We start from the raw sequence: 26,228 nt of genomic DNA, 5'->3' as shown, positions 1-26,228 counted from the left end.
TCGTTTCCATGTTTGCCGGGCGGCGCATAATCGCCGCTGGCACTGAGGCCGTTAGATAGGTATGCCTGCCTTTGATTTGAATGATTGCGCCATGCGTTCTATATGCTTTGCATGTTTAACGCCATGCGACCGCCGCCCGATTGGCTGGCGGTCCCGGCCAGGTCAGGGATTGATTGGCGAAAGATATGGGATTCTTCGACTTCGGCACCATTTTCTTTCTGATTGCGGCGGTGGTGATCTTTTTCCAGCTGCGCAACGTGCTTGGCCGCCGCACGGGCAGCGAGCGCCCGCCCTTCGATCCGTACACGGCCAGCCGCACCGAGAAGGACGCGACCCAGAAGCCCGAAAATGTGGTTTCGCTGCCACGCAAGCGCATGCCGGGCGAGACGGCTGCCGAGACCTACGCGGCCATCGATGCCTTCGCCAAGCCCGACACCGACCTCAACAAGGGCCTGCGCGCGATCAAGGATAATGATCCCTCCTTCGACCCTAAAGTCTTCGTCGACGGCGCCAAGATGGCCTACGAGATGATCGTCATGGCCTATGCCGATGGCGACCGAAAAACGCTGAAGAACCTGTTGTCGCGCGAGGTTTTTGACGGCTTCGTTGCCGCGATTGGCGACCGCGAGGCGAAAGCCGAAAAGATCCAGTCCTCCTTCGTCGGCATCGACAAGGCCGACATCGTCTCGGCCGAGATGAAGGGCGGCGAGGCCCACATCACGCTGCGCATCGTGAGCGAACTGATTTCGGCGACCCGCGACAAGGCGGGTGCCGTCATCGATGGCGATCCCGAGACGGTGGCCGAGGTCAAGGATGTCTGGACCTTCGCCCGCGACACACGCTCGCGCGATCCGAACTGGAAGCTGGTCGCCACCGAGGAAGAAGACTGAGCCTATGCATGTCGCCCGGTGCGGGCAGCTTTTTTGGGATAGCGACATGCAGGCAAACATCGGCAGTGGCGAGGCTGAGGTGTCGCTCTCGCCGCGTTTCGTGGAAAAGTCCTTCGATGATCTTCCCGGTTGGAATTCCGATGACCATCTGCCCCCTTTCGAAGCCTTCCGCCGTTCGGCGTTTCATGTCCTGAACAAGCCCTACCGCACCGGTTCGTTGGGCGTCCGGTTCGACGCGTTTGCCGGCGCTTATGACGAGGCGCGCACCGTTTCGCCGGCGAATCGGTCGGCGGCCAAGGCTTTTTTCGAGCGCCATTTCGCCCCAGTCCAGATTCGATCCGAAAACCCCGGCCTGGTCACCGGCTTCTACGAGCCCGAGGCCGAGGCCTCACCAGTGCGCACGGATGAATTCACGGTGCCGCTACTGGAGCGGCCGGCCGACCTCGTCGACATCGATGACGCCAACCGTCCTCGAGGGATGGACGACTATCTCGCCTTCGCCCGCGATACGCAGGGCCTGGTGGAGTATTTCGACCGCAGTGAGATCGAGAGAGGCGCGCTGGCCGGCCAAGGCCTGGAAATCGCCTGGCTTGCCGACAAGGTCGACGTCTTCTTCATCCATGTGCAAGGTTCGGCCAGGCTGAAGATGACCGACGGCCGGCTTTGCCGCGTCACCTACGCCGCCAAATCCGGCCAACGTTTCAGCGGTCCGGGGAAGATTCTCGCCGAACTCGGCGAAATCCCACTGGAAAAAGTGACGATGCAGTCTATCCGCGCCTGGTTCAGGGCGCATCCGGATCGCATCGACGAGATCCTCTGGCAGAACCGCTCCTACATCTTCTTTCGCGAAGCCGATGTCGACGATGCCGCACTCGGTCCTATCGCCGCCGCCAAGGTGCCGTTGACGCCGGGCCGTTCGCTCGCGGTCGACCGGCTGCGGCACACATTCGGTACCCCCTTCTACATCGACGCTCCGTCGCTGACCGCCTTCGACGGAAAACCGTTCCGGCGGCTGATGATTGCGCAGGACACCGGCTCGGCCATCACCGGACCGGCGCGGGGCGATCTGTTCGCCGGCTCCGGCGATGCGGCCGGCGAGATCGCCGGCGTCGTTCGCAATGCGGCCGATTTCTATGCCTTGGTTCCACGCGCTCTCGTTTCGGAATCGAATCGATGAGCAAGCGCCCCGATAAACTCAACGAAGACGACCGGGTGCTGTGGAACCTGGTGGCGCGCACCGCCCGACCGCTGAAGGGCCGGACCGCGGTCGAGATTCCCGACATCGTCGTCGACCCCAAGCCGGCACAGACGCCGGTCGCTGTCGGTCCGGTCCTCGCCGCCAAGCCGAAGGCGCAGCATGTATCGCACGCGCTGGACGAGCCGACATTGGACAAGCTGAAGAAGGGCCGGCTGCCGATCGAAGGCCGCGTCGATCTGCATGGCATGACCCAGGACGAGGCCTATTCGCTGCTGTTTTCGTTCCTGCACCGGGCCCATGCCGGCGGCATCCGCTATGTCCTCGTCATTACGGGAAAAGGGTCGTCGTCGGGCGGCGACGGCGTCTTGCGGCGCGCCGTGCCTGCCTGGCTGTCGACGCCTGCCTTCCGGCCGCTGGTCTCCAGCCACGATCACGCCGCCCGCAACCACGGCGGTTCGGGCGCGCTCTACGTTCGACTCAGGCGAACCCGCTGATGACGCCGTTCGGCGAAAAACTGCGGGCGCTTCGAGCCGAGCGCGGCTTGCGCCAGAAGGACATGGCGCAGGCGATCGGAGTCAGCGCCGCCTATTTGTCGGCGCTGGAACATGGCCGCCGCGGCGCGCCGACCTGGACGCTGATCCAGAAGATCATCGGCTATTTCAACGTCATCTGGGACGATGCCGAAGAGCTGGCGCGTCTGGCCGAGGCCTCACATCCGCGGGTGAGACTCGATACGTCCGGCCTCAGTCCTGCCGCCACCGAGTTGGCCAATCTCCTGGCCGAAAACATCGAGAAGCTGGACGAAGCCGAGCTTGCCCGCATCACCGGCTCGATCCGGGCCGCACTGGAGCGGCGTAAGTAGGGCGGCGCCAAGGCCACGAATGCTCATCAATAGCGCCGGCATTTCATCCTGAAGGCGATGCCCGCCGGCCGTTAGCCAGCGGGCATATAGCGAGATTACTTCGCGCCGGCCTGGCCGCCACGGCCGCCAGTGCTGTCATGATCGCCGCCGCGACCGCCACCCAGGCAGTCCGAGGTGAGATCGCAACAGCGATTGCCCCACTGGTTGTTCTTGGCGCAGCCGGTCTGGTCGGCCATAGCGGATCCGGCCAGGGACGACACCGCGATGGCGGCGAGGAAAGCATTACGCAGGAAAGCAGTCATTTGAAGTCTCCATGGTTGGGTTTCTGTTTACGGCTGTGTGTCGCCGCTGGAGACGGTTTGGTTCACGCAGGTAGCGAAATTTTTTGAGGAGGCGTTTCGAGAGATAAGATTTCGAGGGCAGCGCTGCCCTCATCCGCCTGCCGGCGACTATTTTGCAACGTTGACGATTGGCGAAATCACCGATGGCAGCATCTTTCTCCCCGTCACTATACGGGGAGAAATGCCCGGCAGGGCAATGAGGGGCAGCGCCAACTTGCGGTTATCTCGTGAAAGTTATTAGCCGCGGGCTTCCGACGAAGCTGTTCGCAGCGACGCGCTCACATGCATCGTCCTTATTTACTGAACCGCGCCGACCAGCACCTGCTGGCCGCCGCGGATCGAGACCCAGCGGCCGGTGTTGTCGATGGCCTGCCGCTTGAGGAAGCGATAGCCGGTGGCGTCCCAGATTTTCACCTTGTCGGTCAGATTGTCGAGGACGTAGTCGCCCTTGTCGGTGCGCACCGTCAGCACGGCATGGCCTTCGCCGTCCGGCTTGCGCACGACGGTGATCAAGAGATCGGCCAGCGACACGCCAGAGCGCGAGAGCTGGCGGCGCTTTTCCAGCACATAGTCTTCGCAATCGCCGACGCCCTTGTCGGGATAGGCCCAGACCTCGTCCTTGCCATAGATGTCGTAGTCGCTCATCGGCTTGACGGCGGCGTTGACCCTTGACGTCACGTTGATCAGCTTGCGCATGAAGGCGTCGGTCATCGCGGCGGGGTTGAGGTTGCTCGGCCGGATCGAGCATTCGCCGGGCTGGGTTTTACAGAAATCATAGTGGCCGATCGGCTGCGAGGTCATGCCGCCCGTCGCCATGGCGCCGCCTGCAAGTGCCGGCACTGCCCAGCACGCAGAGATCGCCAGCCCTGCTGCCGCCCACAAGCGCAGCGTCCGTGCTATCGGTGAGGAAGTCATTGTCCCCGTTCGCCCTTGTTCTTAACGAAAGGTTAAAGGGGATTTACACTCCGTGTCAATTATGGGGGGAGCCAGATTCTTCGGCATGGTTACCCGCGCCCGCCCAACAGCGTCTATTGTGCAACAGAACGCCTCTGGCGCGCAAAATCGCCCCGCTTTTGCGGGCAATGCACGCTGCAGCCGGATCGAGCCTCAGCCTTTGGCGGAGCGGACCAGCTTGGGTTTCACCGCTACGCGTGTTTGGCGGCCGTAGCTGGTGATGAAATCGACGATGCGCGGCACGATTTCCGAGCGGAATCGCGAACCATTGAAGACGCCGTAATGGCCGACGGCCGGCTGCATGTAATGCGCATGCCGGTCAACCGGGATGTTGGAGCAGAGATCGTGGGCGGCCTGGGTCTGGCCGAGACCGGAAATGTCGTCGTTCTCGCCTTCGACCGTGAACAGCGCGACATTGCGGATCGCCTTGGTGTCGACCACCTCGCCGCGATGCGTCATCTCGCCCTTGGGCAGCGCATGGCGCACGAACACCGTGTCGACGGTCTGCAGATAGAATTCCGCCGTCAGGTCCATCACCGCCAGATATTCGTCGTAGAAATCGCGGTGCTTCTCGGCATTGTCGCCGTCATGCTTGACCAGATGCATGAAGAAGTCCTTGTGGGCGGTGATGTGGCGGTCGAGGTTCATGCTCATGAAGCCCGACAGCTGCAGGAAGCCCGGATAGACTTCGCGGCCGAAGCCCGGCACCGGCCAGGGCGCGTGCATGATGACGTTGTCGCGGAACCAGTCGATGCCCTTTTCCTTGGCCAGCAGATTGACCGCGGTCGGATTGCGGCGGGTGTCGATCGGCCCGCCCATCAAGGTCATGGTCGAGGGCACGAAGGGATCGCCGCGCTTTTCCATCAGCGCCACCGCCGCCAGCACCGGCACCGAAGGCTGGCACACCGCCATCACATGGGTGTCCGGCCCCAGCGCATGCAGCATGTCGATGATGTAGTCGATATAATCGTCGAGGTCGAAATGGCCGTCGGTCACCGGCACCATGCGGGCATCGACCCAGTCGGTGATGTGCACGTCGGCATAGGGCAGCATCGCCTCGACCGTGCCGCGCAGCAGCGTCGCATAATGGCCCGACATCGGCGCCACGATGAGAAGCTTGGGGTCGGCCTTGCGCCCGGCGGGCACCGACCGCTCGAAGTGGGTGAGATTGCAGAACGGCCGCGACCACACGGTCTTTTCGCTGACCTCGACGCTCTTCCAGTCGACCACGGTCTTGCTCAGGCCGAAATGCGGCTTGCTGTAGCGGCGCGTTGTGCGCTCGAACAGTTCGGCGGTGGCAGCGACCGAGCGGCCCCACGGCGTATGCGAAAACGGATTGAGCGGGTTGGTGTAGAACAGCCGCACTGCATCGGCATAAAGCCGCGCGGGCTGCAGGGCGGCATGGTTCATTTCATAGAGCTGGTAGAACATCAGGTACTCCGCAGCTGCCGTGACCGAAGGGACGACGGACAGCGCCGAGCCTTGAATGTCTCGCGCGGAGGTTAACAAGATATTGCTGCGATGCAATACGTCACGTGGCGTGACATATGCCAATCTTTCGTCCGAGGCCTTGAGAAACCGCGTTGGGCGGGTGCAGCCGGCTCAATGTGCACTGCAAAATGCAAGGCTGTTGGACAATGGGGCAGGATGCGTCCGGCCCGATCGGGCCGGACTTGGACAGATCTAGACGCGCGCCATGCACACCGAGGTATGGCCCGAGCCGATGAAGCCGAGCTGGCCGGCGGCGCCCTTGGACAGGTCGAGCACGCGCCCTTTGATGAACGGTCCACGGTCGTTGATGCGCACGATGACGCTGCGGCCATTATTCTGGTTGGTCACTTTCAACTTGGTGCCGAAAGGCAGGCTGCGGTGCGCGGCGGTCAGCGCCGACGGGTTCATGCGTTCGCCATTGGCGGTCCTGGAATGCAGTGCGTACCAGGAGGCGCGGCCGCACTGGCCGGCGGCGGAGGAGGCGGATGCACCGACCATCAGGCCAGCCGCGACCGTTACCGCGACAAGCGCGGTCTGGTTTGTTTTCTTCATGTTGGGGGGATTGGCTCCGTTTTTCGACAGACCCCAGCCGTTAAGTGTCGAATAAGGCGGGAAATGCGGCAAGCATCGGGCAGTTCCGTGGCACCGGCACACGTTTGGAGTCGCTGGGAAACAGTTTGTCAGGCATCTTTCGTGTGGCGCGGCCGTATCGCCGGCGGTACTGCGAGCTGTTTCACAGATTCCGTGAGCAAGGCACGACGTTATAGTACAAGTAGAAGAGAGCGCGATTGGGCGCCGTCCTTTCGCTCTGTCATCACGGTCATGGCGCAGTTGACGATCGACTTCGGAAAGGAATCTTGGCGATGAGACTGTTCAGATATCTGCTGGCGCTGATCGTGCTCGCCATTGGCGCGCTGTGGTCGCTGCAGGGCATTGGCGTGGTCGGCGGCAGTTTCATGACCGGCCAGTCGCAATGGCTCTATATCGGCATCGTGACCATGCTGGTCGGTTTCGCCGGGCTGGTATGGGCGAGCCGTTCGCGGGGGTGAGTTGCGACGAAAAATCGACCCACACAGATCGACCCCACTCCGTCGAGCTTCGCTCGACACCTCTCCCCGATCGACGGGGAGAGGAAAGGCGGAGTGGGGAAGGCGCTGGTCAAACCCGCAGTCGCAAACAGGGCCAACCCGGCGAGCAAGAAAACAGCCACCCCATATTGCCGGTCCATTCTGTTACCTATCTATCCGGTTCGGATAGAATGCCCTGCCCGCGATAGGCTCTACCCGAACAGCTGATCCAGAATCCTGCCCTCCAGCCTGGCAAGCTCGACCGAACCACGCCGGCGCGGCCGCGCCACCGACACGTCGAGATCGAGCGCGATGCGGCCCTCGTCGATCACCACCACCCGGTCGGCGAGCGCAACCGCCTCGGCGACGTCATGCGTCACCAGCACGGCGGTGAATTTTTGCTCCAGCCAGATACGTTCCAGAAGCTGCTGCATTTCGATGCGGGTCAGCGCATCGAGCGCGCCGAGCGGCTCGTCGAGCGCCAGGATCCGAGGCTGTCCGATCAGTGCACGCGCCAGCGCCACGCGCTGCTTCTGGCCGCCCGACAGCACCGAGGGCCATTCGTCGGCGCGGTCGGCGAGGCCGACTTCACCCAGGATGGCGAGCGCGCGCCGCCTGGCTTCCGCACCGGTGGCAAGCCCGGTCAGCCCGACCTCGACGTTTTTCACCACGCTGGCCCAGGGCAACAGCCGCGGCTCCTGGAACATGAAGCGGCTCTCTTCGCCAGCGCCGGCCTTGGCTTCCGGCCCGAATGTCAGCGATCCTGCCGTCGGCCGGTCGAGCCCGGCCAGCAGCCGCAAAAGCGTGCTCTTGCCGCAGCCGCTCTTGCCGATGACGGCAACGAACTGCCCGACCGGCACGTCGAGATCGATGCAGTCGAGCACGACCTTGTCGCCAAAGCGCTTTTCCATGCCCTTGAAGGCAAAGGCGCGCTGCCTTTCGACGGCCTCCTCCGGCCGTGACGGTTCCGGCGCGGCGACGAAGGAACGGATGGCGGTCAGGCTGGCGGTTGGCATCGAACCCTCAGGCGTTCTGGAAGGCGGGATGCCAGCCGAGCGACAGCCGCTCGAGCAGGCGGGCGAAGCTGTCGGCAAGCTTGCCGAGCAGCGCATAGATCAGGATCGACAGCACGACCACATCGATCAGCAGGAATTCGCGTGCCTGCATGGCCATGTAGCCGAGGCCGGAACTGGCCGAGATGGTTTCGGCAACGATCAGCGTCAGCCACATGATGCCCAGCGCATAGCGCAGGCCGACGAAGATCGCCGGCAGCGCGCCGGGCAGGATCACCTGAAAAAACAACGCGCGGCGGTCCATGCCGTAGACCCGGCCCATCTCGACCAGCTGCGGGTCGACGCTCTGGATGCCGAGCAGCGTGTTGACGTAGATCGGGAAGAACACGCCGAGCGCCACCAGGAACAGTTTTGCTTCCTCGTCGATGCCGAACCACAGGATGACCAGCGGGATCAGCGCCAGATGCGGGATGTTGCGGATCATCTGCAGCGTCGTGTCGGTCAGGCCGCGGCTGAGCGCCGACAGCCCGTTGGCAAGGCCGAGTGCAAAGCCGATCGAGCCGCCGATGGCAAAGCCGGCCAGCGCACGCAGCGTGCTGACGCCGATGTTTTCGATCAGCTCGCCCGACAGCGTCAGCCGCCAGAAGGCCTCGGCCACCGCGCTCGGCGCCGGCAGCACATTGGCCGGCATCACGCCGGCGCGGCTGGCGGCTTCCCAGCCAATTATGACCAGCGCCGGCAGCAGCCAGCCGATGCCGTTCTGTTTGACGCGCCGGGCAAAACTCACGACGAGGCCTGCAGGCGGTTGGCGCCGTGGAAGCCGACGGCGAATTCATTGGCGATGTTCTCATGCGCCCGTGCCCGCCTGGTGCCCAGGCCGAGACGCGGGAACAGAAGCTCGGCGACACGGTAGGCTTCCTCGAGATGCGGGTACCCAGAGCCGATGATGGTGTCGATGCCGATCGCCTGATACTCGCGGATGCGCTCGACGATCTGCTCCGGCGAGCCGACCAGCGCGGTGCCGGCGCCGCCGCGCACCAGGCCGACGCCGGCCCACAGATTGGGTGACACCACCAGCCGGTCGCGGCGGCCGCCATGCAGTTCGGCCATGCGCCGCTGTCCCACAGAGTCCATCTCCTTGGTGAAGCGGGCCTGGGCATTTTCGATCTGGGCATCGGTGACGTGGCTGATCAGCCGGTCGGCGGCGCGCCAGGCCTCTTCCTCGGTCTCGCGCACGATGAAATGCAGCCTGATGCCGAAACGCAGTTTGCGGCCGCGCCGTTCAGCCTTGTTGCGCGCCGCGCTGAGTTTTTCCGCCACCTGCGCCGGCGGCTCGCCCCAGGTCAGGTACATGTCGACGAGATCGGCGGCGAGCTCCTGGCCGGCATCGGACGAGCCGCCGAAATAGAGCGGCGGCCGCTCCTGTTGCGGCAGAAGATCAAGACGGCCATTGTCGACGCGGTAATATTTGCCGTTGAAGTTGACGCTCTCGCCCGACACCAGCGCGCGCCAGATGGTCAGAAACTCTTGCGCCTGCGCATAGCGCTCGTCATGCGGCAGGAACACGCCATCGCCGGCAAGCTCGGTCGGGTTGCCGCCGACCACGACATTGAGCAGCAGGCGGCCATCGCTCAGCCGGTCGAGCGCCGCCGTCTGGCGCGCCGCGAAGGTGGGCAACGTCACGCCGGGCCGTAGCGCCACCAGGAATTTGAGCTTTTCCGTCAGCGCTGCAAGGCCGGAGGCGGTGATCCACGAATCCTCGCAATTCTGCCCGGTCGGCAAAAGCACGCCGGGAAAGCCGAGCCGGTCGACGGCCTGTGCGATCTCCTTGAAGTAAGCGAACTCCGGCGGCCGCTGCTGCTGTTCGGAGCCGAGATAGGAGCCGTCGCCATGCGTCGGGATGAACCAGAAGAAATCGAGCGGGCCGGCTTGCGGGCTTGATGAAGCGGTCATGGCGAAATCCCTGAGGCTTGAAACGGCAAAGGCGCCGGGCGTTTTCCGCCCGGCGCCACACAAGAAAGTTCAATTGCCCGGTGCGGTCCACACGGCGTCGGAGATGCGCACCGCGTTCGGGATCAGCTTGAGCTTGTAGAAGCGATCGGCTGTCGCCTGCTGGCCGGCGATGATCTCGTCGGTGATCGGGAAGATGCCGAATTTGGTGCGGTTGGCCGCGATCGTCTGTGCATCGAGCGGCACGCCGGTCACCTCATGCAGCGCCGCGGCAACCTTGTCGCGGTTCGCGTCCGCCCATTTCGCCGCCACGCCGAGCGCCGCTATCGTCGTGGTGATCGTCTCCGGATGCGCCTTGGCGAAATCCTTGTTGGCGAGGAAATAGGTGTTCACCTTGAGCACCTCGCTGGAGCGCGCCAGCACGCGCGGCTGGTAGCGTGTCTCGGCGATGGCGTAGAACGGATCCCAGACCGCCCAGGCATCGATCTGGTCGCTGGCGAAAGCCGCCGAGGCATCAGCCGGGCTGAGATAGACCGGGGTGATCTGGTCGAAGGGGATGTTTGCTTTTTCGAGTGCCGCGACCAGCAGATTGTGCGCGCTGGTGCCTTTGCCGACGCCGATGCGCTTTCCCTTGAGGTCAGCGAGCGACTGGATCGGCGATGCCGGCTTGACGAAGATCGCTTCGCCGTCGCCATTGGCTGGCAGTGCCGCCGCATAGACGATGTTGGCGCCGGCCGACTGGCCGAAGATCGGCGGTGCGTCGCCGGTCCAGCCGACATCGATGGCGCCGACATTGAGCGCCTCGACCAGCGGCGGGCCGGCGGTGAATTCGACCCATTTCACCACGACACCCTTGTCGCTCAGCGCCTTCTCGATCACCTGCTGCTGCCGGGCGATGACCGGCAGGCCGGTCTTCTGATAGCCGATGTTGAGCTGCTTCAACTCCTGCGCCGAGGCACTGAGCGAGGCGGAAATGCCCGCCGCCAACAGGCCGATGCCGAAAACGCGTCTGGTCAGGCTGAACATGATCCGTCTTCCTTCGCTGCGAACCGGCGCCGGGAAGGGCTCCCTGCCGTGGATGAGAGACAAGGCTAGGTAGGTCTATAAATTTAGTAGAGAAACGATTTTGCGAGTTGGCTGCTTGACGTGGAAATATTTTCTTCAGAACCCAGCGCTCGTCATCCTAGGGCGAAGCAAGGAGCGAAGCGACGCGGCGCAGACCCTAGGATCCATGCCGTGACGTTTGCCGTAGAGTGGAACGGATCAGAATGTCGCTTGTGCGCGGACCGAGGCTCGATACCCTGAAAAAACCATGACCGGCTACGTCTACATGACTGCAAGCCAAAAACGCGGCACGATCTACATCGGCGTCACCAACGATCTCGCCCGCCGCATGCCTGAACACAAATCCGGCCAGGGCGCAGGCTTCACCAGCCGCTACGGTGTTCAACGGCTGGTCTGGTATGAGGAATTCTTCGACATCACCGATGCCATTCAACGCGAGAAGTCGCTGAAGCGATGGCCGAGACAGTGGAAGATCGAACTGATAGAGAAGGCCAATCCGGAGTGGTTTGAGCTGTTTCGCGGAACCGGGTGGTAGGCGCCCGGTTTGTTGCTCCCCTGGAGCGTAGCATCAGCGTCTCGGCATGGATCCTAGGGTCTGCGCCGCGTCGCTTCGCTCCTTGCTTCGCCCTAGGATGACGAAATCGCGAAGTCTGGCGCTAATCACCATCACCTCACTGCGACCAATACTGCCAGGCCCAGTAAAATCCCTCGTCGCGTGGCGGCAGGCGGTCGCGTTCGGCGTCGAGTTGCACCGGGGCCGGCGATTTCGGTTGCGGCTGCGACGACGAGTTCTCCCGCCAGGCGAGCAGCCAGTTGCCGAGATGGGCGAACAGCACCGCGGTGGACTGGGTCATGACATCACTCCTTCTGTTCCGGGGTCGGCGGTCGCCGTGCTGCGAAGGGAAGCAGCCGGTCAAACCGGCAGAACTTGTTGTCATTCCTTTCCCGCCCACGGAACCAGCTGACGCTCGATTCGGCGGATAATGAATTCCAGCACGAAGGCTATTGTCGCGATCACCACTATTCCCATCACCACGACATCGGTGACCAGGAACTGGGCGGCCGACTGGATCATGAAGCCGAGGCCGCGCGTTGCCGCCACCAGCTCGGCTGCAACCAGCGTCGACCAGCCGGCGCCGAGCGCGATGCGCAGGCCGGTGAGGATCGACGGCAGCGCGCTGGGCAGGATGACATGGCGCACCACTTGGCGCTGCGTCGCACCAAGCGAACGGGCCGCATCGATGCGCTCCTTTGAGACACCGCGCACGCCCGAGGCCGTCGACAGCGCCACCGGCGCCAGCATGGCGATTGCGATCACCAGGATCTTTGACGGCTCGCCGATGCCGAACCAGATGATGACCAGCGGCAGATAGGCGAGCGGCGGGATCGGGCGCAAAAATTCGAGCAGCGGATCGAAGATGCCGCGCCCAATGGTGCTGATGCCTATGGCGAGACCGACGGGCACGCCGACGATGATGGCCGCGACCAGCGCCGCGAACACGCGGCCGAGGCTGGCGACGATGTGCTGGAGCAAAGTCGCGTCGACGAAGCCGTCCTTGATCACCACGATGAACTTGGTCCACACGGCGGCGGGCGACGGCAGGAACACCGGCGACACCAGTTGCAGGCGCGCAGACAGCGCCCATGCCGCCAGCACGGCCAGGATGGTGACGGCGCTGATCGCCCGCGAGGAAACCCCGCGCCGCTTCCGCACCGGCCGCGACCACGGCACCGAAATGGCATCGGCCTCGCCGGTCCCGGTGGCCGGCCGCTCGCTGTAGGAGGTTACGCTCATGCCGCCTCTCCTTCGAAGATCGCATCGGTCAGCTCGCCGCGCGCCGCGGCAAAGGCTGGATCGGCCTTGATGGCGCGGATCGGCTCGCCTGCGGCATAGCGCCGGCTGAAGCCGGTTTCGAATGTCCGCACCACATGGCCAGGTCCCGGCGCGAGCACGACGATGCTTGTGGCCAGCACCAGCGCCTCCTCGATGCCATGCGTGACCATCAGCACGCCAACCCGGCTTGCGGTCCACAGGTCGAGCAGCGTCGTCTGCATGCGCTCGCGCGTCAGCGCATCGAGCGCGCCGAGCGGTTCGTCGAGCAGCAGGAATTCCGGTTCGGCGGCAAGCGCACGGGCGAGGCCGACGCGCTGGCGCATGCCGCCGGACAATTCCCAGATGCGTTTGTCGCCGACGCTGTCGAGCTTGACCAGCGCCAGCAACTGGTCGGCGCGGCGCGCCCGCTCGGCTTGCGGCACGCCGCGTAGCCTGAGCGCAAAGGCGACGTTTTCACGAGCCGTCAGCCAGGGAAACAGCGCATCGTTCTGGAACACGACCGCCCGGTCGGAGCCTGGGCCGGTGATCGGCCTGCCGCCGATCGTGGCGACCCCGCGCGCGGGTTCGACCAGGCCGGCGGCGACATTGAGCAGCGAGGTCTTGCCGCAGCCGGAGCGGCCGACCAGCACGACGAAATCACCCTTGGCGACATCGATGGAAACTCGGTCGACCGCCGGCGCTGCTTGGCCGTCATAGTGAACCGAGACCTTGTCGAGTACGAGATGCGGGTCGAGTACGAGATGCGGCATGAAAAGGGGCTCCGGAAGAAAATCAGCCTGCCCCGGCCCGGTTAAGCGGATCCGGGACAGGCAGCACGCGGCGTCAGGGAAGAAGAACCGCGCGTGGCACTAGAGCGCCGCGTGCCGCTGGGGCACGAAAAGGACGCTCTAAAACTCAGCTGTCAGTTCGAGGCCAGAGCCTCGGTCACGTATTTCGACGACACGTATTTCGAATAGTCGGGCAGCACGGCGTCGATCTTGCCCTGCTCCTTGAGGAAGGCCGAAGCTGCCTCCATCGCCTTGACCGTGCCGCCGCCGAGGAATTTGTCGGAAGCCTGCTCCTCCAATGTCGGGAAGACGTAACCCTTGAGGAGCTGCGGCACCTCTTCCAGTTTGGCGCCGGTGATCTTGGCGATCTTGGCCGCTTCCGGCGACGAAACCGACCATGCCTCGGGCTTGGCCAGGAACTGGGCATAGGATTCGCCGGTCACCTTGACGAAATCGCGCACGGCGTCCGGGTTCTTTTCGGCGAAGTCGGTGCGCACGATCCAGGCGTCGAAGGTCGGCGCGCCCCAGGCGGCAACCTGCGAGGAATCCAGCACCACCTTGCCTGTCGTCTTGATCTGGCCGAGCGCCGGATCCCAGACATAGGCCGCGTCTATGTCGCCGCGGGCGAAGGCGGCGGCTATTTCCGGTGGCCTGAGATTAAGGATTTCGACCGACTTCGGGTCGACGTTTTCGTGCTTCAGCGCGGCAAGCAGGCTGTAATGCGTGGTCGACACGAACGGCACCGCCACCTTCTTGCCGGCGAGGTCGGCGATCTTCTCGATGCCGGATCCATTGCGGGCGACCAGCGCCTCGGACTGGCCGATCAGGCCGACGACAAAGATGGTCTGGATCGGCAGTTCGCGGCTGGCGGCCGCGGCCAGCGGACTCGAGCCGACATAGCCGATATCGACCGAACCGGATGCGACGGCGGCGATGACATCGGCACCGGAATCGAACTTACGCCAGTCGATCGTTGCCTTGGTCGCCTTTTCATAGGCGCCGTCGGCCTGTGCTACTTTCGAAGGTTCGACCACCGTTTGGTAGCCAATGGTGATGTTGAGGTCCTGCGCCTGGGCCGGGCCGAGGAAGGCCGCACCCGCCAAAGCTGCCGACGACAGGAGGACAATGCGTCGCGAAATGCTGGACATGAAAGGCTCCATGAAAAATGAGAAAAACCGGATGCCTGTTCATAGTCAGCTAATTCTATCATTCTTGTAGAGTTAAATCGTTCCAAGGAAAAAGCACTTGTTAGAAAAAAACCAACGGCTGATGCGGGCGCGGTGACCGGCCCGTGTCGGACCGTGCACAAACGCAAACGGCGCCCCAAAGGTGCTGAAGAGTTGGTGGTCCTGCCAACCCTCGCTACGGAAGAGGCCTGATTTGGTGCTCGGCGCGCCGCTTGCGGCCTGCCGCAGGATCGATGTCGAGCCGTTGAGTCTCACCGACTTCCGCAGCGACGGCCACCGCTGGATGCTGCGGTCAAGCGGCGTGCCGGTGGCCGCCAAGGCCGCCCGGTCTCAGAGCGGCAAGGCGGCGTCCTGATATCGGGCGCAGGGCGGCGCCCGAGTTGTCGGGAGTCATGTTCGCCGATCCGCGGGCTGCGACCCAAAATTCCCGGCAAAGCCCCAAATGGCGCAAATCCATGCTGTAAAAGACGGTTGATTTGAAAACACGTTCCGCGTGTTCGAGGGTAAGTATAGTAATCTTATCGACATTGGGAGCAGGAGCCGCCGTTCATCGCCGCAATCGCTCGCGGCTGGCTGTGACCGTAACGGCACAAAGCCTTGCTAAAGTGGCCCCTGCGGCGTGAAAACGAAGCAAAATCAAGGTTTCTCGGCTTGTATATCATGTCAGTAGAATTTATGTGTCGAAGCAGCTTGCACGCGGCGGGGAGGCACGTCAGGCGTTTCGCAACCGATGGTTTGGGCCATCGCCTGACAGAGAAACATTCGGTCTATGCTCACCAAAAAAGGCAAGTACGGCCTCAAGGCGCTGGTCCATCTGGCGCATCTGCCGGTGGGACAGCTCGCCTTCGTCGGCGACATCGCCAGCGGCAACAACATCCCGAAGAAATTCCTCGACGCCATTCTGGGCGAATTGCGCAATGCCGGTTTCGTCCAGAGCCGCAAGGGCAAGGATGGCGGCTATCGCCTGGCGCGCCCGGCCGACGAGATCAAGGTCGGCCATGTCGTGCGCGTCCTCGACGGACCGCTGGCGCCCATCCCCTGCGCCAGCCGCACCCAGTATCAGCGCTGTGAAGACTGCAATGAGGCGACATGCCAAGTCCGACATCTGATGCTCGAGGTCCGGCAGGCGATCGCCGAGGTGCTCGACCAGCGCACGCTGGCCGAGATGCGCGACATCGTCCTCGACGACCTTCCGGCCGCGAGGGACATCGACGAGCTTGCGCCGGCGCAAAAGGTCCCCGCCTGATCCTGAGCGTGCTCGCATGAGCGTCGCGCGCGCCAATTCGATCATCCGCAGCTCGATCATCATCGTCGGCGGCGGCGCCAGCGGCGTCGTGCTTGCCGCGCATCTGCTGAAGTCGCCCAACCCGGACCTTCGCGTCACGCTGATCGAAAAGCGTCCGCATTTCGGCCAGGGCATCGCCTATTCGACGCTCTTATCGGCGCACGTGCTGAATGTCAGCGCCGCGGGGATGAGCGCCTATGCCGACGATCCCCTGAATTTCTGGCGCTGGTTGCAGGGGCGCGGCCTGATAAGCCAGGAACAGACGCCGCAGACACCCTTCTATGCACCGCGCAGCGTCTATGCCCGCTACCTCAAGGAAGTGCTCGACGAACTCGAAGCGCGCGAAAAGGAAACCGGCCGTCTCAGGCTGATTCGCGAGGAAAGCCTGTCGATCTCGCCGACATCGTCCGGTGTCGAAGTGGTGCTGGCCAACGGCACCAGCGTCGTCGCGCATCTGGCGGTGCTTGCCACCGGCCACGACGAGCAGCCCGGCGCCGGCCAAGGTCATGCCATCCGCATGGGCACCGAGGCCGACACAGCGCTCGATCCTGAAGCCCGCGTGCTGGTGCTGGGCACCGGGCTCAGCATGGTCGATGCCTTCCTGTCGCTCGAGCAGCGCGGCCATCGCGGCGAGATCGTCGCCGTGTCGCGGCGCGGCCTGCTGCCGTCGCCGCACCGCAAGGGCAACCCGATCAAGCTCGACGTCGCCGACATTCCGCTCGGCACGCAGCTCTCCTATTTCGTCGGCTGGTTCCGCGACCTGATCCGAGAAAACCAGAAGGCCGGCATCGACTGGCGCGACGTCGTCGATGGGCTGCGACCCTTCAACCAGAAGATCTGGCAGAACTGGCCGTCCTCGGCCAAGCGCCGCTTCGTCGAGCACACCAAGGCCTGGTGGGACATCCATCGCCATCGGCTGGCGCCCGAGGTGCATGCCCGCGTCACCGAGGCGGTGCGCACCGGCCGCATCCGCCCGGTCGCCGGCCGTGTCGTCGGCATCGAGGCCGGCGATGGATTCACCGTCGGCATCCAGTCCCGCCACACAAAGGCGCTGGAAACGCTGCAGGTCGCCCGCATCTATGATTGCACCGGCATCGCCCGCGATATCTCGACGACGTCGAACAGCGTCGTGCGCTCGCTGGTCGACCGCGGCCTGGCGCGGCCCGACCCGCTGCGGCTTGGTCTCGATGTCACAGCCAAATGCGAAATCATCGCCGGCGACGGCACCGCATCGGCCAAGATCCTCGCCGTCGGGCCGCTGACCCGCGGCACCTTCTTCGAGATCGACGCCATCCCCGATATCCGAGTCCAGTGTGCGCGGCTGAGCAAGCAGCTGCTGGGGTAAAGCTGTTGACGTCGGTGGGATAGCACGCCCCTCAGAGGGGGGTGGGAAGGATCGCTACGGAGGGTGTTGGGCTTGAGTCCAAAGCCGGCCTAAAACTGGAATTCCATTCCCCCTCTCGCCGGTTGATTGGCACGATCTACCTTCTTTCCGACTGCAAACGGCCGGAAAAGAAGCTACGCTGCCGCTCTGCCCCCGAGGCGGTCGCTTGTTCAAGGGAGCACATCGATATGAGCGAGCACGGAAAAGCTGCGCCAGGCAGTTCGGACGGCGCGTTATCCCGCCTGCGTCCGCCCTACGCCTCGGTGCTCGACCTCATCGGCCAGACGCCGGTGGTCGAACTGACCAAATTCGACACCGGCAAGTGCCGGCTGTTCATCAAGCTCGAAAGCCAGAATCCAGGCGGCTCGATCAAGGACCGCATTGCGCTGTCTATGATTTCCGCGGCCGAGAAGGAAGGCAAGCTCAAGCGCGGCGGCACCATCGTCGAGGCGACCGCCGGGAATACCGGCCTCGGCCTCGCCCAGGTCGGCATCCCCAAGGGCTACCGCATCATCCTCGTCGTGCCCGACAAGATGTCGCGCGAAAAGATCCAGCATCTGCGCGCGCTCGGCGCCGAAGTGCGCATGACCCGCTCCGATGTCGGCAAGGGCCATGCCGAATATTACCAGGACATGGCCGAGAAGATCGCATCGGAAACGCCCGGCGCCTTCTACGCCAACCAGTTCGCCAACCCGGCCAACCCCGAGGCGCATGAGACCACCACCGGACCGGAAATCCTTGCCCAGCTCGATGGCGACCTCGACGCCGTGGTCGTCGGCGTCGGCTCCGGCGGTACGCTGACCGGGCTTGGCCGCTACTTCGCCAGAACATCGCCGAAGACCGAAATGGTGCTGGCCGATCCCGTCGGATCGGTGCTGGCGCCGCTGATCAAGACCGGCAAGATGGAAGAGGCCGGCAGCTGGACCGTCGAAGGCATCGGCGAGGATTTTGTGCCGCCCAATGCCGATCTGTCGCTGGTCAGGAAAGCCTATTCCATCCCAGACAAGCAGAGCATGCTGGCCGTGCGGGACCTGCTTTCGAAGGAAGGCATTCTCGCCGGCTCGTCTTCCGGCACGCTGCTGTCGGCCGCGCTTCGCTATTGCCGCGAGCAGACGACAGCAAAACGCGTCGTCACCTTCGTCTGCGACAGCGGCAACAAATACCTGTCCAAGGTGTTCGACGATTTCTGGCTGGCCGAGCAGGGGCTGGCCGAACAGGAACAGCATGGCGATCTGCGCGACCTTGTCGTGCGCTCGCACCGCACCGGCGACACCGTCTATGTCGGCCCCGACGAAAGCCTGCTCAACGCCTATGGCCGCATGCGCCGCTCCGATGTCTCGCAGCTGCCGGTGCTGGACAACGGCAAGCTGGTCGGCATTATCGATGAGGGCGATATATTGGCCAAGGTCGACGGCCCCTATGACGGCCGCTGGGACCGCTTCAACGCTCCGGTGTGCACCGCCATGACCTCCAATCTGCACACGCTGCAGGCCAGCCAGACGCTGGATGCGCTGCTGCCGGTGTTCGACCGCAACGAGGTCGCCATCATCTTCGATGGCGACGAGTTCGTCGGCCTGATAACCCGTATCGACCTGATCAACCATTTAAGGCGCGCACGATGACTGCTGAAACACCCCCATCGGGCAAGAACCGCCTGGCTTTTTCCACGCGCACCATCCATGGCGGCCAGAGCCATGACCCGCTGACCGGCGCGGTGATGGTGCCGATCTACGCGACCTCGACCTATGGCCAGCAGTCGCCCGGCGTGCACAAGGGGTTTGAGTACGCCCGCAGCCAGAACCCGACCCGCTTCGCCTTCGAGCGCGCGGTGGCCGATCTCGAAAGCGGCTCGGCCGCCTTTGCATTCGCGTCCGGCCTGGCGGCGATCTCGACCGTGCTCGAGCTGCTCGACAGCGGCGCCCATATCGTTGCAACCGACGACATCTATGGCGGCTCGTTCCGGCTGATGGAGCGGGTGCGCAAGCGCTCGGCCAATCTGCAGGTCTCCTTCGTCGATTTTACCGACCTCGCCGCTGTCGAAGCCGCTATCCGTCCGGAGACGAAACTGCTCTGGGTCGAAACGCCCACCAATCCGCTGCTGCGCATCGTCGACCTCGAAGGCGTTGCGGCACTCGCCAGGCGCAAAGGGGTTTTGACGGTCGCCGACAACACGTTCTGCAGCCCCTACATCCAGCGGCCGCTTGAACTCGGCATCGACATCGTCGTCCATTCGACGACAAAATATCTCAACGGCCATTCCGACATGGTCGGCGGCGTCGCCATCGTCGGCGACAACAAGGATCTCGCCGCCCAGCTGAAATTCCTGCAGAACGCCATCGGCGCCATCTCCGGTCCCTTCGACAGTTTTCTCGCGCTGCGCGGCATCAAGACACTGGCGCTCAGGATGGAGCGGCATTCCACGAACGGCCTGAAGATTGCGCAGTGGCTGGAGGCGCGAAAAGATGTGCGCCGCGTCGTCTATCCCGGCCTGGCCAGCCATCCGCAGCACGCCATCGCCGTCCAACAGATGCATGCCTTCGGCGGCATGATCTCGGTCGACCTCGACCGCGACCTCGCCGGCACCAAACGCTTCCTCGAACGGACGCAACTGTTCACACTGGCTGAAAGCCTCGGCGGCGTCGAAAGCCTGATCGAACACCCGGCGCTGATGACGCACGGCTCGATCCCGGCGGAAAAGCGCGCGGAAATCGGCATTTCGGATTCGCTGGTGCGGTTGTCGGCGGGGATAGAGGATGGCGATGATCTGATCGCCGACCTGGACCAGGCGCTGCGGGGTAGGCGTACCGGATGCGTACCGATGACAATGAGGGGCGGCGCTGACCGTCGAGATTAAATCCCAATCCGCCGCGCGTTAACACATTCAGCAGCTTTTGCTTAACTCTTCGCCGCTATGTCCCGCCCCGGGGAGGCATGGCGAGAGTGAGTGTGATGGACAACAACCCGGAAAAGCGCAGCGAATGGCGCGCCATTTTTTATGTGCAGGTCCGCGTGGCCATCCTGTTTGTCCCGGTCGTCGCCAGCCTTCTGATCATTGCCGCTCTTGCCGGCAACGACCACAGTTCCGACGCCCTCGACCGCACGGTTACGGGCTCGGTGAAATAGCGGCACGGCCGTCGGCTTGCCTGCCCGGGAACGGCCGCCTCAGAAAAACTTCGGGATCGGGCCGTTCTGCGGCGTCACGTCGCCTTCCAGGTCGATGAACGCCTCGTCGACAAAGCACCAGGCCCAGCCTTCCGGCGGGTCGTAGCCTTCGATGACCGGATGCTTGGTGGCGTGGAAATGCTTGGTGGCGTGGCGGTTGGGCGAGTCGTCGCAGCAGCCGACATGGCCGCAGGTACGGCAGAGCCTGAGATGCACCCACATCGAGCCGCTCTTCAGGCACTCCTCGCAACCGAGCGCGCTCGGCGTCACAGTCTTGATGTCGCGCGTGTGTTTGCATTCATCCATTATGCTCTCCTGGCCAGTTCGGGCGCTGCTGCGTCGGGTCGCGCGAGATAGGCGTGCAAGGCAGCCACCACCTGGGCGCCTTCGCCGACGGCGGCGGCGACCCGCTTGACCGAGCCTGCGCGCACGTCGCCGATGGCGAACACGCCGCTGCGGCTGGTCTCCATCTGGCCCGCCCCTATGTCGGCGCCGGTGCGCACGAAACCCCTGGCGTCGAGCGCGATATCGCACCCAGCCAGCCAATCGGTGTTGGGGTCGGCGCCGATGAACAGGAAGAGATGCTGGATCGGCCGCGTCTCGACGCCGCCGGGGTTGCGCCAGCGCAACTGGGTGAGATTGCCGCCTTCGCCTTCCAGCGCCTCGATCTCGGTCTCGCCAAGCACCTCGATGTTGGGTTGCGCCTCGATACGCTCGACCAGATAGCGCGACATGGTTTCCCTAAGGCCGCCGCGGCGCGCCAGCATCGTCACCTTGCGCACCTGGCTAGCGAGATAGACCGCCGCCTGCCCCGCCGAATTGCCGGCGCCGACCAGCGCCACTTCTTGCCCTGTGCATAGCCGCGCCTCGATCGGCGAGGCCCAGTAATGCACCGACGTGCCCTCGAACTCGGCCAGCTTGGCGAAGCCGAGGCGGCGGTAGCGCGCGCCGCTGGCGATCACCACCGTGCGCGCGCGCAGGCTTTCACCGTCGCCGACGGTGAGCGTGTAGCCCTCGCCTGCTGCACCGAGCAGCTTGGCCTCGTCCGGGATGACTATTTCGACGCCGAATTTCTGCGCCTGGTTATAGGCGCGCGCCATCAGCGCCATGCCGGAAATGCCGGTGGGGAAACCCAGATAGTTCTCGATGCGCGCGGAGGCGCCGGCCTGGCCGCCGAAGGCGCGGCAATCGAGCACGATGGTCGACAGCCCTTCGGATGCCGCATAGACTGCGGCGGCCAGCCCCGCCGGCCCGGCCCCGACAATGGCGACGTCATAGACCACATCGGGATCGATCGGCCGCAGCAGGCCGATGCAGCGGGCAAGTTCGGTTTCGCCGGGATTGTGCATCAGCTTGCCGTTGGGGCAGAGCACGATCGGCAGATGGTGCGGGTCGACATGAAAATGCTCAATCAGCGTCTTGGCGCACGGGTCGCTGTCGGAATCGAGCGCGCGGTGCGGCTGGCCGCTGCGGCGCAGAAACCCCTGCAGCCGCAGCGTGTCGCCATTGCCGGCCGGGCCTACGACGATCGGTCCGCTGCTGCCGCTTTCCAGGAGCCCGACGCGGCGCAGGATCAGCGCCCGCATGATCCGCTCGCCAAGGCTTGCCTCCTGCACCATCAGGTCGCGCAGCCGCTGCGAGGGGATGACGAAGGCCTCGACCGGCTCGGCCGCCTCCGCATTGACCAGCGACGGCCGGCTGGAAAGCTGCGCCAGCTCGCCGATGAAATTGCCGGGACCATGAGTGACGATGGTCTCGCGCCGGCCGGGCCTGACATCCTGGGTGATATCGACCGTGCCCGACAGGATGACGATCAGCCCCGGCGCCACGGTGCCGGCGGTGACGATGTGCTCGCCGGCGGCATAGGAACTCGCCTCGCCGAACCGGCGCATGCGCTCGATATCGGCGTCGCCCAGGATGGGAAACATCTGGTCGCGGCGGGTGACGGTGATCGGCTGGGTGGGTGGGGCCATAGGTGCGAGCGTAGCGCCACGGCCGCCGGGTTTGAAGTGGTTTGTTGGGGGACTGGCCGGAAGGGGAGGTGGCTCCCGCGCCAGCTGGTTCGGATGCTTCGCATGGCCCCGCGCTGCAAGGCAAACAGCGCGCCGACCAGTGCGACCTTTATAAGGGCGAGCCCGAGCAGTACCGCCAGCAGTCCTCGCTCACCAGTATGCTGCAAGAGCAGCGCGCCGACGGTCGGCGCCGGGCTATCGCGTTACGCCAAGCGCCTGGGGTGCGGTGGTATCCTTGGGCTCCGCGAAGGCAGATCCTGGCGAAATCCCATTCGTCACATTTTTGTAGAGCGCTATCGGATGCGGGCGCCCTACCAGATATCCTTGGATTTCGGGGCATCCTTCCTTCATCAGGAAGGCACGCTCGTCCTCTGTTTCGACACCCTCCGCGATGACAGGCAAGGCCAGCGCATTCCCCAGGCTGAGTATCGTGCGCACGATGGCCGCCGATTGGACATTCGAGCCGACACCCGAAACAAAACTGCGATCGATCTTGATCTTGTCGAATGGAAACGCCTGCAGCGAGGACAGCGAGGCATACCCGGTGCCAAAATCATCCATCGAGACCCTGACGCCCAACGCCTTCAACCTCCGCAAAACCGACAAGGCAGTTGCCCGGTCGCGGATGAGAACCCCTTCCGTGATTTCCAGTTCCAGCCGCCCCGGAGCAAGGCCGGTCTCGTAGAGGATAGAATGAACGAGGCCTACCAGATCCCCGAAACGGAACTGCACGGGAGAGAGGTTGACGGCGATCTGCAGCGGTGAGGGCCAGGAGGCCGCGTCTCTGCACGCCTGCCTGAGCGTCCATTCACCTATCTCAACGATCGTGCCATCCTGTTCGGCAAGCGAGACAAACGCGTTTGGGGAGATGAGCCCATGCTTTGGATGGTGCCATCGGGCGAGTGCCTCGAAGCCGAAGATTTCGCCGTCCATCCTGGCTTGCGGCTGATAATGAAGCACAAGTTCGCCATGGGCGACCGCAGAGCGCAAATCTCGCTGCAAGGCGTAGCGCTCTCTTAGCCGCTTATCCATCTCAGGATCGAAGAATTGCACCATCCGACGACCGTCCGCCTTGGCCCGGTAGAGCGCTGCGTCGGCATTTGCCATCAGCGCCGCTGCATTCTCTCCGTCTTTCGGATAGATCGCCGCCCCGATGCTCACCCCGATCGAAATGTGCTGGCCCCGGATTTCGAATTTGCCTGCCGCCGATTCGAACAGACGGTCCGCAACATCCTTGGCACTCGCGGACCGGTCATCCATGGCCAGGACAACCGTGAATTCGTCGCCGCCCATGCGCGCGATAAAGGCCTCAGGCGCCGCGGTTTGGAGACGCCGGGAAATGGTGCAAAGCAGATCGTCGCCGGCGGCGTGCCCGAAAACGTCGTTCGCCTCTTTAAAATGGTCAAGGTCGATGCTGAAGACGGCAAAGCTGGCGTGCGTTGCTTTTGCGCGCTCGAGCGTCGTGGCCAGGTGTGCTGCAAGCGCGGCTCGGTTCGCCAGGCCGGTAAGCGGATCGTGGTGCGCGAGATGCGCGATTTCCTCGTGCCGTGCCATCAGTTCGGTGCGCGCTACGTTCATGTTCTCGCGCGCGTCGTCCAGGCCGTGGGCGGCTTCCCTCACCTTGTCCTGGAGCAGGTTGAAGCTTTCGGCCATCTCTCCAAGTTCGTCACGAGAGTTTACCGTAACCGGCATGATATTCACGGAGGCATGCGCCGCAGCGAGGTCTCCCCGCCCCAGGGCGACCATGGCGAGAGAGAAATCCTTCAGCGTTCCGGATGTCAGACGCTTTGCCGCGTTGCTCACCTCGGTCGCCGAATGGGTGATCATTCCCGGCAAGATCAGGCCAACGCTGATGGTCAGCAGCGCGACAACGACAAAAATGTCCTCCAGCGCGGCGACCAATGAAGTGTCGCCTTGGGGAACGCTGCCGATCGCCAGGAAATAGCCGGCACCGTCAAGCACGAGCACAAAAAGCATGGCTCCGGTAAGCTTCAGGTGAAGCGTATGTGGCAGCAAGGGTAGACCGAGTGCGTATCGATCCTCCATCGTGCGCCAGGCGTAGAGCGCAGCACCCGAATATGCCAAAGCCAGACCGAACAGGACGGTAGGAAGGCCAAATTGCTGAAATCCCAGTATGGCGGTCAACAGCCATATTGCAGCCGCGCCTACGCCAAGGATGATCGTTCCCCTGGGAGCCCGGAAGGGTCGCTCGGCTTCGGGACTATCACGGCGCAAGAGCCAGACTGCGATGTTTGGCATGCAGATGCTGATCAGGTACGTAAAATTGGCCGCGGCGATCATCCAGAGCGGATACCCGCACAGCATGAAGCCGATTGCCGCGGCAGCTGTGAGCAGCGTTGCCGCCCAGGGACAATCTGTTGAGGTGCGCCTGGCCAGGAAGCTCGGCAGCAGGCCGTCTTCGCTCAGCTGCGCAAGGGTCCGCGCGGCGCCTGCCAATGGCTGCAACGTTCCATGGAACATGTTCAGCATGATGAGCCAGATGGCGGCCGCCTTGCCGAAACTCCCCAACAAGGGCGCAAAGGTGGGCCCGAGAGCTATGGCGAGGTCGGTACCGAGCGGCTCCGGCCCGAGCACACCCAGCCAGACAACCGGCAGGACCAGGAAATAGACGCCGGCCATTGCGGCGCTGGCCCACATCGCCAGAGGAATGTTGCGGTTGGGATCGATGGTTTCGCCAACATGGCAGGCTGCAGCCTCAAATGCCGGTGCGGCAAACCCGATCAGGTACAGTCCCGCCATCACCGACGTGATGTCGCCGAACAGGCCGGTAAACGGGCTGGTCAGGGCAAAATCCGTCGCCTGCCGCCAGTCGACCGAGCCACTGATGACCGGGACGAGGGATGAGAGAAACGCAAGCGTCGCGGAGGCAGTGGCGATCGGGATCGCCAGTTGGACCACCCACTTGATTCCACACAGGTTGACCGCCGTAAAGAATGCGATAAGCCCGCAGGCGACCGCCTCCACGGGGAGGCCCGGCAGGTACCATTGCTGGATTGCAGACGCTGAAAGAACCGCTGTCAGTCCGCAGGTCGGCACCCAACCCCACCAATAGCAGGTGCCCGTCAGAGCCGAGAGAACGGGACTGTAAGGTCGGAAGGCTTCGGCGCACGCTGCAGAGATACCGCCGACGCGGTTTGGCCACATGAGAACCAATTCGGTCCACGCAGGCGCGGCGGCCCAGCTTAGAAGCAGACCAACAACCAGCAAAGGAACCGCAGCGCTTCCTTGACCGGGAATATTCCCCTGGCCGACAAAAAGGGCGGCAATCAGAAACAGGCTTTGATTGCTGCCACCCATGGCGAGCGCTGTCGTGCCCATCCATCCCAAGGTTCTCGGGTGCGGTCGTGAAGGCGTGAGGCCCGGCATTCAGAGACATCCATTCGAGTGCGGAGCGCTGTCTGACTGGCGAATGTAACCTGCGGAGATATGTCTGTCGAACGTCGCGCTCCCGAAGTCAAAGTTGGACCTTAGGTGAGACGTATTAAGACTTCGTACCAAACCAGATCCGCCCGATGATCGCTGTCAACTTGCGGTGGCTGCGGTTCAATCATGCTGATGCCGGCCCGAATGGATCGATCTCCTCAAATCTGGGATATCATATCAATTTTATCTAATCGCCCACTATGAGGGATAGTCGCGAATACAGCCTAACATCGATTATTATCGACAAATCTCGTGATTGCGGCGCTATCATCCGAAGGCGGCTGAAGTCGACTGTAGATCGCTAATCACATTGACCGCTTTT

Annotated in this window: 27 protein-coding genes; 12 read left to right on the top strand and 15 right to left on the bottom strand. The window is 63.6% G+C overall.

The window, feature by feature from the left end:
• Positions 1 to 185 precede the first annotated feature (185 nt).
• The 4 genes from NL532_RS03705 (at position 186) to NL532_RS03690 (ending at position 2,950) form a co-directional block, all read left to right on the top strand.
• Entirely contained in the window at positions 186 to 890 is a 705-nt protein-coding gene (locus NL532_RS03705; protein ID WP_023672103.1) for a Tim44/TimA family putative adaptor protein, read from the top strand.
• A 79-nt stretch (positions 891 to 969) separates the two neighbouring features.
• Positions 970 to 2,067 (top strand): murein transglycosylase A, encoded by a 1,098-nt coding sequence (gene mltA / locus NL532_RS03700; protein WP_023829878.1) that lies wholly within the window; start codon positions 970 to 972, stop codon positions 2,065 to 2,067.
• Positions 2,064 to 2,582, top strand: a complete 519-nt coding sequence (locus NL532_RS03695) for a Smr/MutS family protein (RefSeq protein WP_023672101.1) — start codon at positions 2,064 to 2,066, stop codon at positions 2,580 to 2,582. The genes mltA and NL532_RS03695 overlap by 4 nt, the downstream gene beginning before the upstream one ends.
• Entirely contained in the window at positions 2,582 to 2,950 is a 369-nt protein-coding gene (locus NL532_RS03690; protein ID WP_023672100.1) for a helix-turn-helix domain-containing protein, read from the top strand. The genes NL532_RS03695 and NL532_RS03690 overlap by 1 nt, the downstream gene beginning before the upstream one ends.
• Positions 2,951 to 3,045: 95 nt before the next feature.
• Here NL532_RS03690 and NL532_RS03685 read toward each other — a convergent pair whose 3' ends face one another.
• From NL532_RS03685 to NL532_RS03670, 4 genes are all read right to left on the bottom strand, one after another.
• A complete protein-coding gene (locus NL532_RS03685; protein ID WP_023672099.1) occupies positions 3,046 to 3,252 on the bottom strand; it encodes a hypothetical protein in 207 nt (68 codons plus the stop codon).
• 336 nt (positions 3,253 to 3,588) lie between these two features.
• On the bottom strand, positions 3,589 to 4,206 hold the full coding sequence (locus NL532_RS03680) for a transglutaminase-like cysteine peptidase (RefSeq protein ID WP_023752821.1): 618 nt from the start codon (positions 4,204 to 4,206) through the stop codon (positions 3,589 to 3,591).
• 192 nt (positions 4,207 to 4,398) lie between these two features.
• Positions 4,399 to 5,676 (bottom strand): polyhydroxyalkanoate depolymerase, encoded by a 1,278-nt coding sequence (locus NL532_RS03675; RefSeq protein ID WP_023829879.1) that lies wholly within the window; start codon positions 5,674 to 5,676, stop codon positions 4,399 to 4,401.
• Positions 5,677 to 5,928: 252 nt separating this feature from the next.
• On the bottom strand, positions 5,929 to 6,288 hold the full coding sequence (locus NL532_RS03670) for a septal ring lytic transglycosylase RlpA family protein (RefSeq protein ID WP_023710327.1): 360 nt from the start codon (positions 6,286 to 6,288) through the stop codon (positions 5,929 to 5,931).
• A 311-nt stretch (positions 6,289 to 6,599) separates the two neighbouring features.
• Between NL532_RS03670 and NL532_RS03665 the strand changes: the two genes are divergently transcribed.
• On the top strand, positions 6,600 to 6,785 hold the full coding sequence (locus NL532_RS03665; RefSeq protein ID WP_023710328.1) for a hypothetical protein: 186 nt from the start codon (positions 6,600 to 6,602) through the stop codon (positions 6,783 to 6,785).
• A gap of 230 nt (positions 6,786 to 7,015) precedes the next feature.
• Here the strand turns inward: NL532_RS03665 and NL532_RS03660 are convergent, their stop codons facing one another.
• The 4 genes from NL532_RS03660 to NL532_RS03645 all read right to left on the bottom strand — a co-directional run bounded on the left by NL532_RS03660 (position 7,016) and on the right by NL532_RS03645 (position 10,792).
• Entirely contained in the window at positions 7,016 to 7,819 is an 804-nt protein-coding gene (locus tag NL532_RS03660) for an ATP-binding cassette domain-containing protein (RefSeq protein ID WP_023672094.1), read from the bottom strand.
• A gap of 7 nt (positions 7,820 to 7,826) precedes the next feature.
• Complete coding sequence (locus tag NL532_RS03655; protein ID WP_023672093.1) at positions 7,827 to 8,603, bottom strand: ABC transporter permease subunit; 777 nt, start codon at positions 8,601 to 8,603, stop codon at positions 7,827 to 7,829.
• On the bottom strand, positions 8,600 to 9,769 hold the full coding sequence (gene ssuD, locus NL532_RS03650; protein ID WP_023829880.1) for an FMNH2-dependent alkanesulfonate monooxygenase: 1,170 nt from the start codon (positions 9,767 to 9,769) through the stop codon (positions 8,600 to 8,602). Before ssuD ends, NL532_RS03655 begins: the two co-directional genes overlap by 4 nt.
• 69 nt (positions 9,770 to 9,838) lie before the next feature.
• Positions 9,839 to 10,792 (bottom strand): sulfonate ABC transporter substrate-binding protein, encoded by a 954-nt coding sequence (locus NL532_RS03645; RefSeq protein ID WP_023710329.1) that lies wholly within the window; start codon positions 10,790 to 10,792, stop codon positions 9,839 to 9,841.
• A gap of 286 nt (positions 10,793 to 11,078) precedes the next feature.
• Here NL532_RS03645 and NL532_RS03640 point away from each other — a divergent pair, with 286 nt between their 5' ends.
• Positions 11,079 to 11,366: a GIY-YIG nuclease family protein gene (locus NL532_RS03640; protein ID WP_023710330.1), complete on the top strand. Its 288-nt coding sequence runs from the start codon at positions 11,079 to 11,081 to the stop codon at positions 11,364 to 11,366.
• 136 nt (positions 11,367 to 11,502) lie between these two features.
• On the opposite strand, the gene NL532_RS03635 is transcribed toward NL532_RS03640, so the two are convergent.
• The 4 genes from NL532_RS03635 to tauA form a co-directional block, all read right to left on the bottom strand.
• Positions 11,503 to 11,685 carry a hypothetical protein gene (locus NL532_RS03635; RefSeq protein WP_023672089.1) on the bottom strand — a complete coding sequence of 61 codons (183 nt, stop codon included), beginning with the start codon at positions 11,683 to 11,685 and terminating at the stop codon, positions 11,503 to 11,505.
• An 80-nt stretch (positions 11,686 to 11,765) separates the two neighbouring features.
• Entirely contained in the window at positions 11,766 to 12,626 is an 861-nt protein-coding gene (locus tag NL532_RS03630; RefSeq protein ID WP_023702434.1) for an ABC transporter permease subunit, read from the bottom strand.
• Positions 12,623 to 13,414 (bottom strand): taurine ABC transporter ATP-binding protein, encoded by a 792-nt coding sequence (locus NL532_RS03625; protein WP_023710331.1) that lies wholly within the window; start codon positions 13,412 to 13,414, stop codon positions 12,623 to 12,625. The genes NL532_RS03630 and NL532_RS03625 overlap by 4 nt, the downstream gene beginning before the upstream one ends.
• 152 nt (positions 13,415 to 13,566) lie before the next feature.
• Positions 13,567 to 14,580 (bottom strand): taurine ABC transporter substrate-binding protein, encoded by a 1,014-nt coding sequence (tauA, locus tag NL532_RS03620; protein WP_023672086.1) that lies wholly within the window; start codon positions 14,578 to 14,580, stop codon positions 13,567 to 13,569.
• A 232-nt stretch (positions 14,581 to 14,812) separates the two neighbouring features.
• Here tauA and NL532_RS03615 point away from each other — a divergent pair, with 232 nt between their 5' ends.
• From NL532_RS03615 to NL532_RS03590, 6 genes are all read left to right on the top strand, one after another.
• On the top strand, positions 14,813 to 14,974 hold the full coding sequence (locus tag NL532_RS03615; protein WP_023706948.1) for a hypothetical protein: 162 nt from the start codon (positions 14,813 to 14,815) through the stop codon (positions 14,972 to 14,974).
• A 414-nt stretch (positions 14,975 to 15,388) separates the two neighbouring features.
• Entirely contained in the window at positions 15,389 to 15,865 is a 477-nt protein-coding gene (locus tag NL532_RS03610) for an RrF2 family transcriptional regulator (RefSeq protein WP_023829881.1), read from the top strand.
• A gap of 16 nt (positions 15,866 to 15,881) precedes the next feature.
• On the top strand, positions 15,882 to 17,249 hold the full coding sequence (locus NL532_RS03605) for an FAD/NAD(P)-binding protein (RefSeq protein ID WP_023672083.1): 1,368 nt from the start codon (positions 15,882 to 15,884) through the stop codon (positions 17,247 to 17,249).
• Positions 17,250 to 17,476: 227 nt separating this feature from the next.
• Positions 17,477 to 18,910 carry a pyridoxal-phosphate dependent enzyme gene (locus tag NL532_RS03600; RefSeq protein ID WP_023672082.1) on the top strand — a complete coding sequence of 478 codons (1,434 nt, stop codon included), beginning with the start codon at positions 17,477 to 17,479 and terminating at the stop codon, positions 18,908 to 18,910.
• Positions 18,907 to 20,142, top strand: coding sequence for a trans-sulfuration enzyme family protein (locus NL532_RS03595; protein ID WP_286487880.1), 1,236 nt, complete (start codon positions 18,907 to 18,909; stop codon positions 20,140 to 20,142). Before NL532_RS03600 ends, NL532_RS03595 begins: the two co-directional genes overlap by 4 nt.
• A gap of 77 nt (positions 20,143 to 20,219) precedes the next feature.
• Positions 20,220 to 20,411: a hypothetical protein gene (locus NL532_RS03590; protein ID WP_196813888.1), complete on the top strand. Its 192-nt coding sequence runs from the start codon at positions 20,220 to 20,222 to the stop codon at positions 20,409 to 20,411.
• Positions 20,412 to 20,450: 39 nt separating this feature from the next.
• Here the strand turns inward: NL532_RS03590 and NL532_RS03585 are convergent, their stop codons facing one another.
• From NL532_RS03585 to NL532_RS03575, 3 genes are all read right to left on the bottom strand, one after another.
• On the bottom strand, positions 20,451 to 20,756 hold the full coding sequence (locus NL532_RS03585; RefSeq protein WP_023698083.1) for a UBP-type zinc finger domain-containing protein: 306 nt from the start codon (positions 20,754 to 20,756) through the stop codon (positions 20,451 to 20,453).
• Positions 20,756 to 22,423: an FAD-dependent oxidoreductase gene (locus NL532_RS03580; RefSeq protein ID WP_023755924.1), complete on the bottom strand. Its 1,668-nt coding sequence runs from the start codon at positions 22,421 to 22,423 to the stop codon at positions 20,756 to 20,758. Before NL532_RS03580 ends, NL532_RS03585 begins: the two co-directional genes overlap by 1 nt.
• Before the next feature lie 234 nt (positions 22,424 to 22,657).
• Positions 22,658 to 25,849 carry an amino acid permease gene (locus NL532_RS03575; protein ID WP_081731076.1) on the bottom strand — a complete coding sequence of 1,064 codons (3,192 nt, stop codon included), beginning with the start codon at positions 25,847 to 25,849 and terminating at the stop codon, positions 22,658 to 22,660.
• Positions 25,850 to 26,228 lie beyond the last annotated feature (379 nt).

The sequence above is a fragment of the Mesorhizobium sp. C120A genome, assembly GCF_030323105.1.
GTDB lineage: Bacteria > Pseudomonadota > Alphaproteobacteria > Rhizobiales > Rhizobiaceae > Mesorhizobium.
The sequence above is the reverse complement of the archived record's forward strand: the minus strand, read 5'-3'. Positions and strand labels throughout refer to the sequence as shown.

Bases quoted from the DNA above. Each gene is read 5' to 3' on its own strand.
- NL532_RS03705 (WP_023672103.1), top strand. From the start codon at position 186: ATGGGATTCTTCGACTTCGGCACCATTTTCTTTCTGATTGCGGCGGTG.
- NL532_RS03695 (WP_023672101.1), top strand. From the start codon at position 2,064: ATGAGCAAGCGCCCCGATAAACTCAACGAAGACGACCGGGTGCTGTGG.
- NL532_RS03690 (WP_023672100.1), top strand. From the start codon at position 2,582: ATGACGCCGTTCGGCGAAAAACTGCGGGCGCTTCGAGCCGAGCGCGGC.
- NL532_RS03685 (WP_023672099.1), bottom strand. From the start codon at position 3,252: ATGACTGCTTTCCTGCGTAATGCTTTCCTCGCCGCCATCGCGGTGTCG.
- NL532_RS03680 (WP_023752821.1), bottom strand. From the start codon at position 4,206: ATGACTTCCTCACCGATAGCACGGACGCTGCGCTTGTGGGCGGCAGCA.
- NL532_RS03675 (WP_023829879.1), bottom strand. From the start codon at position 5,676: ATGTTCTACCAGCTCTATGAAATGAACCATGCCGCCCTGCAGCCCGCG.
- NL532_RS03670 (WP_023710327.1), bottom strand. From the start codon at position 6,288: ATGAAGAAAACAAACCAGACCGCGCTTGTCGCGGTAACGGTCGCGGCT.
- NL532_RS03665 (WP_023710328.1), top strand. From the start codon at position 6,600: ATGAGACTGTTCAGATATCTGCTGGCGCTGATCGTGCTCGCCATTGGC.
- NL532_RS03660 (WP_023672094.1), bottom strand. From the start codon at position 7,819: ATGCCAACCGCCAGCCTGACCGCCATCCGTTCCTTCGTCGCCGCGCCG.
- ssuD (WP_023829880.1), bottom strand. From the start codon at position 9,769: ATGACCGCTTCATCAAGCCCGCAAGCCGGCCCGCTCGATTTCTTCTGG.
- NL532_RS03645 (WP_023710329.1), bottom strand. From the start codon at position 10,792: ATGTTCAGCCTGACCAGACGCGTTTTCGGCATCGGCCTGTTGGCGGCG.
- NL532_RS03640 (WP_023710330.1), top strand. From the start codon at position 11,079: ATGACCGGCTACGTCTACATGACTGCAAGCCAAAAACGCGGCACGATC.
- NL532_RS03635 (WP_023672089.1), bottom strand. From the start codon at position 11,685: ATGACCCAGTCCACCGCGGTGCTGTTCGCCCATCTCGGCAACTGGCTG.
- NL532_RS03630 (WP_023702434.1), bottom strand. From the start codon at position 12,626: ATGAGCGTAACCTCCTACAGCGAGCGGCCGGCCACCGGGACCGGCGAG.
- NL532_RS03625 (WP_023710331.1), bottom strand. From the start codon at position 13,414: ATGCCGCATCTCGTACTCGACCCGCATCTCGTACTCGACAAGGTCTCG.
- tauA (WP_023672086.1), bottom strand. From the start codon at position 14,580: ATGTCCAGCATTTCGCGACGCATTGTCCTCCTGTCGTCGGCAGCTTTG.
- NL532_RS03610 (WP_023829881.1), top strand. From the start codon at position 15,389: ATGCTCACCAAAAAAGGCAAGTACGGCCTCAAGGCGCTGGTCCATCTG.
- NL532_RS03605 (WP_023672083.1), top strand. From the start codon at position 15,882: ATGAGCGTCGCGCGCGCCAATTCGATCATCCGCAGCTCGATCATCATC.
- NL532_RS03600 (WP_023672082.1), top strand. From the start codon at position 17,477: ATGAGCGAGCACGGAAAAGCTGCGCCAGGCAGTTCGGACGGCGCGTTA.
- NL532_RS03595 (WP_286487880.1), top strand. From the start codon at position 18,907: ATGACTGCTGAAACACCCCCATCGGGCAAGAACCGCCTGGCTTTTTCC.
- NL532_RS03590 (WP_196813888.1), top strand. From the start codon at position 20,220: ATGGCGAGAGTGAGTGTGATGGACAACAACCCGGAAAAGCGCAGCGAA.
- NL532_RS03585 (WP_023698083.1), bottom strand. From the start codon at position 20,756: ATGGATGAATGCAAACACACGCGCGACATCAAGACTGTGACGCCGAGC.
- NL532_RS03580 (WP_023755924.1), bottom strand. From the start codon at position 22,423: ATGGCCCCACCCACCCAGCCGATCACCGTCACCCGCCGCGACCAGATG.
- NL532_RS03575 (WP_081731076.1), bottom strand. From the start codon at position 25,849: ATGCCGGGCCTCACGCCTTCACGACCGCACCCGAGAACCTTGGGATGG.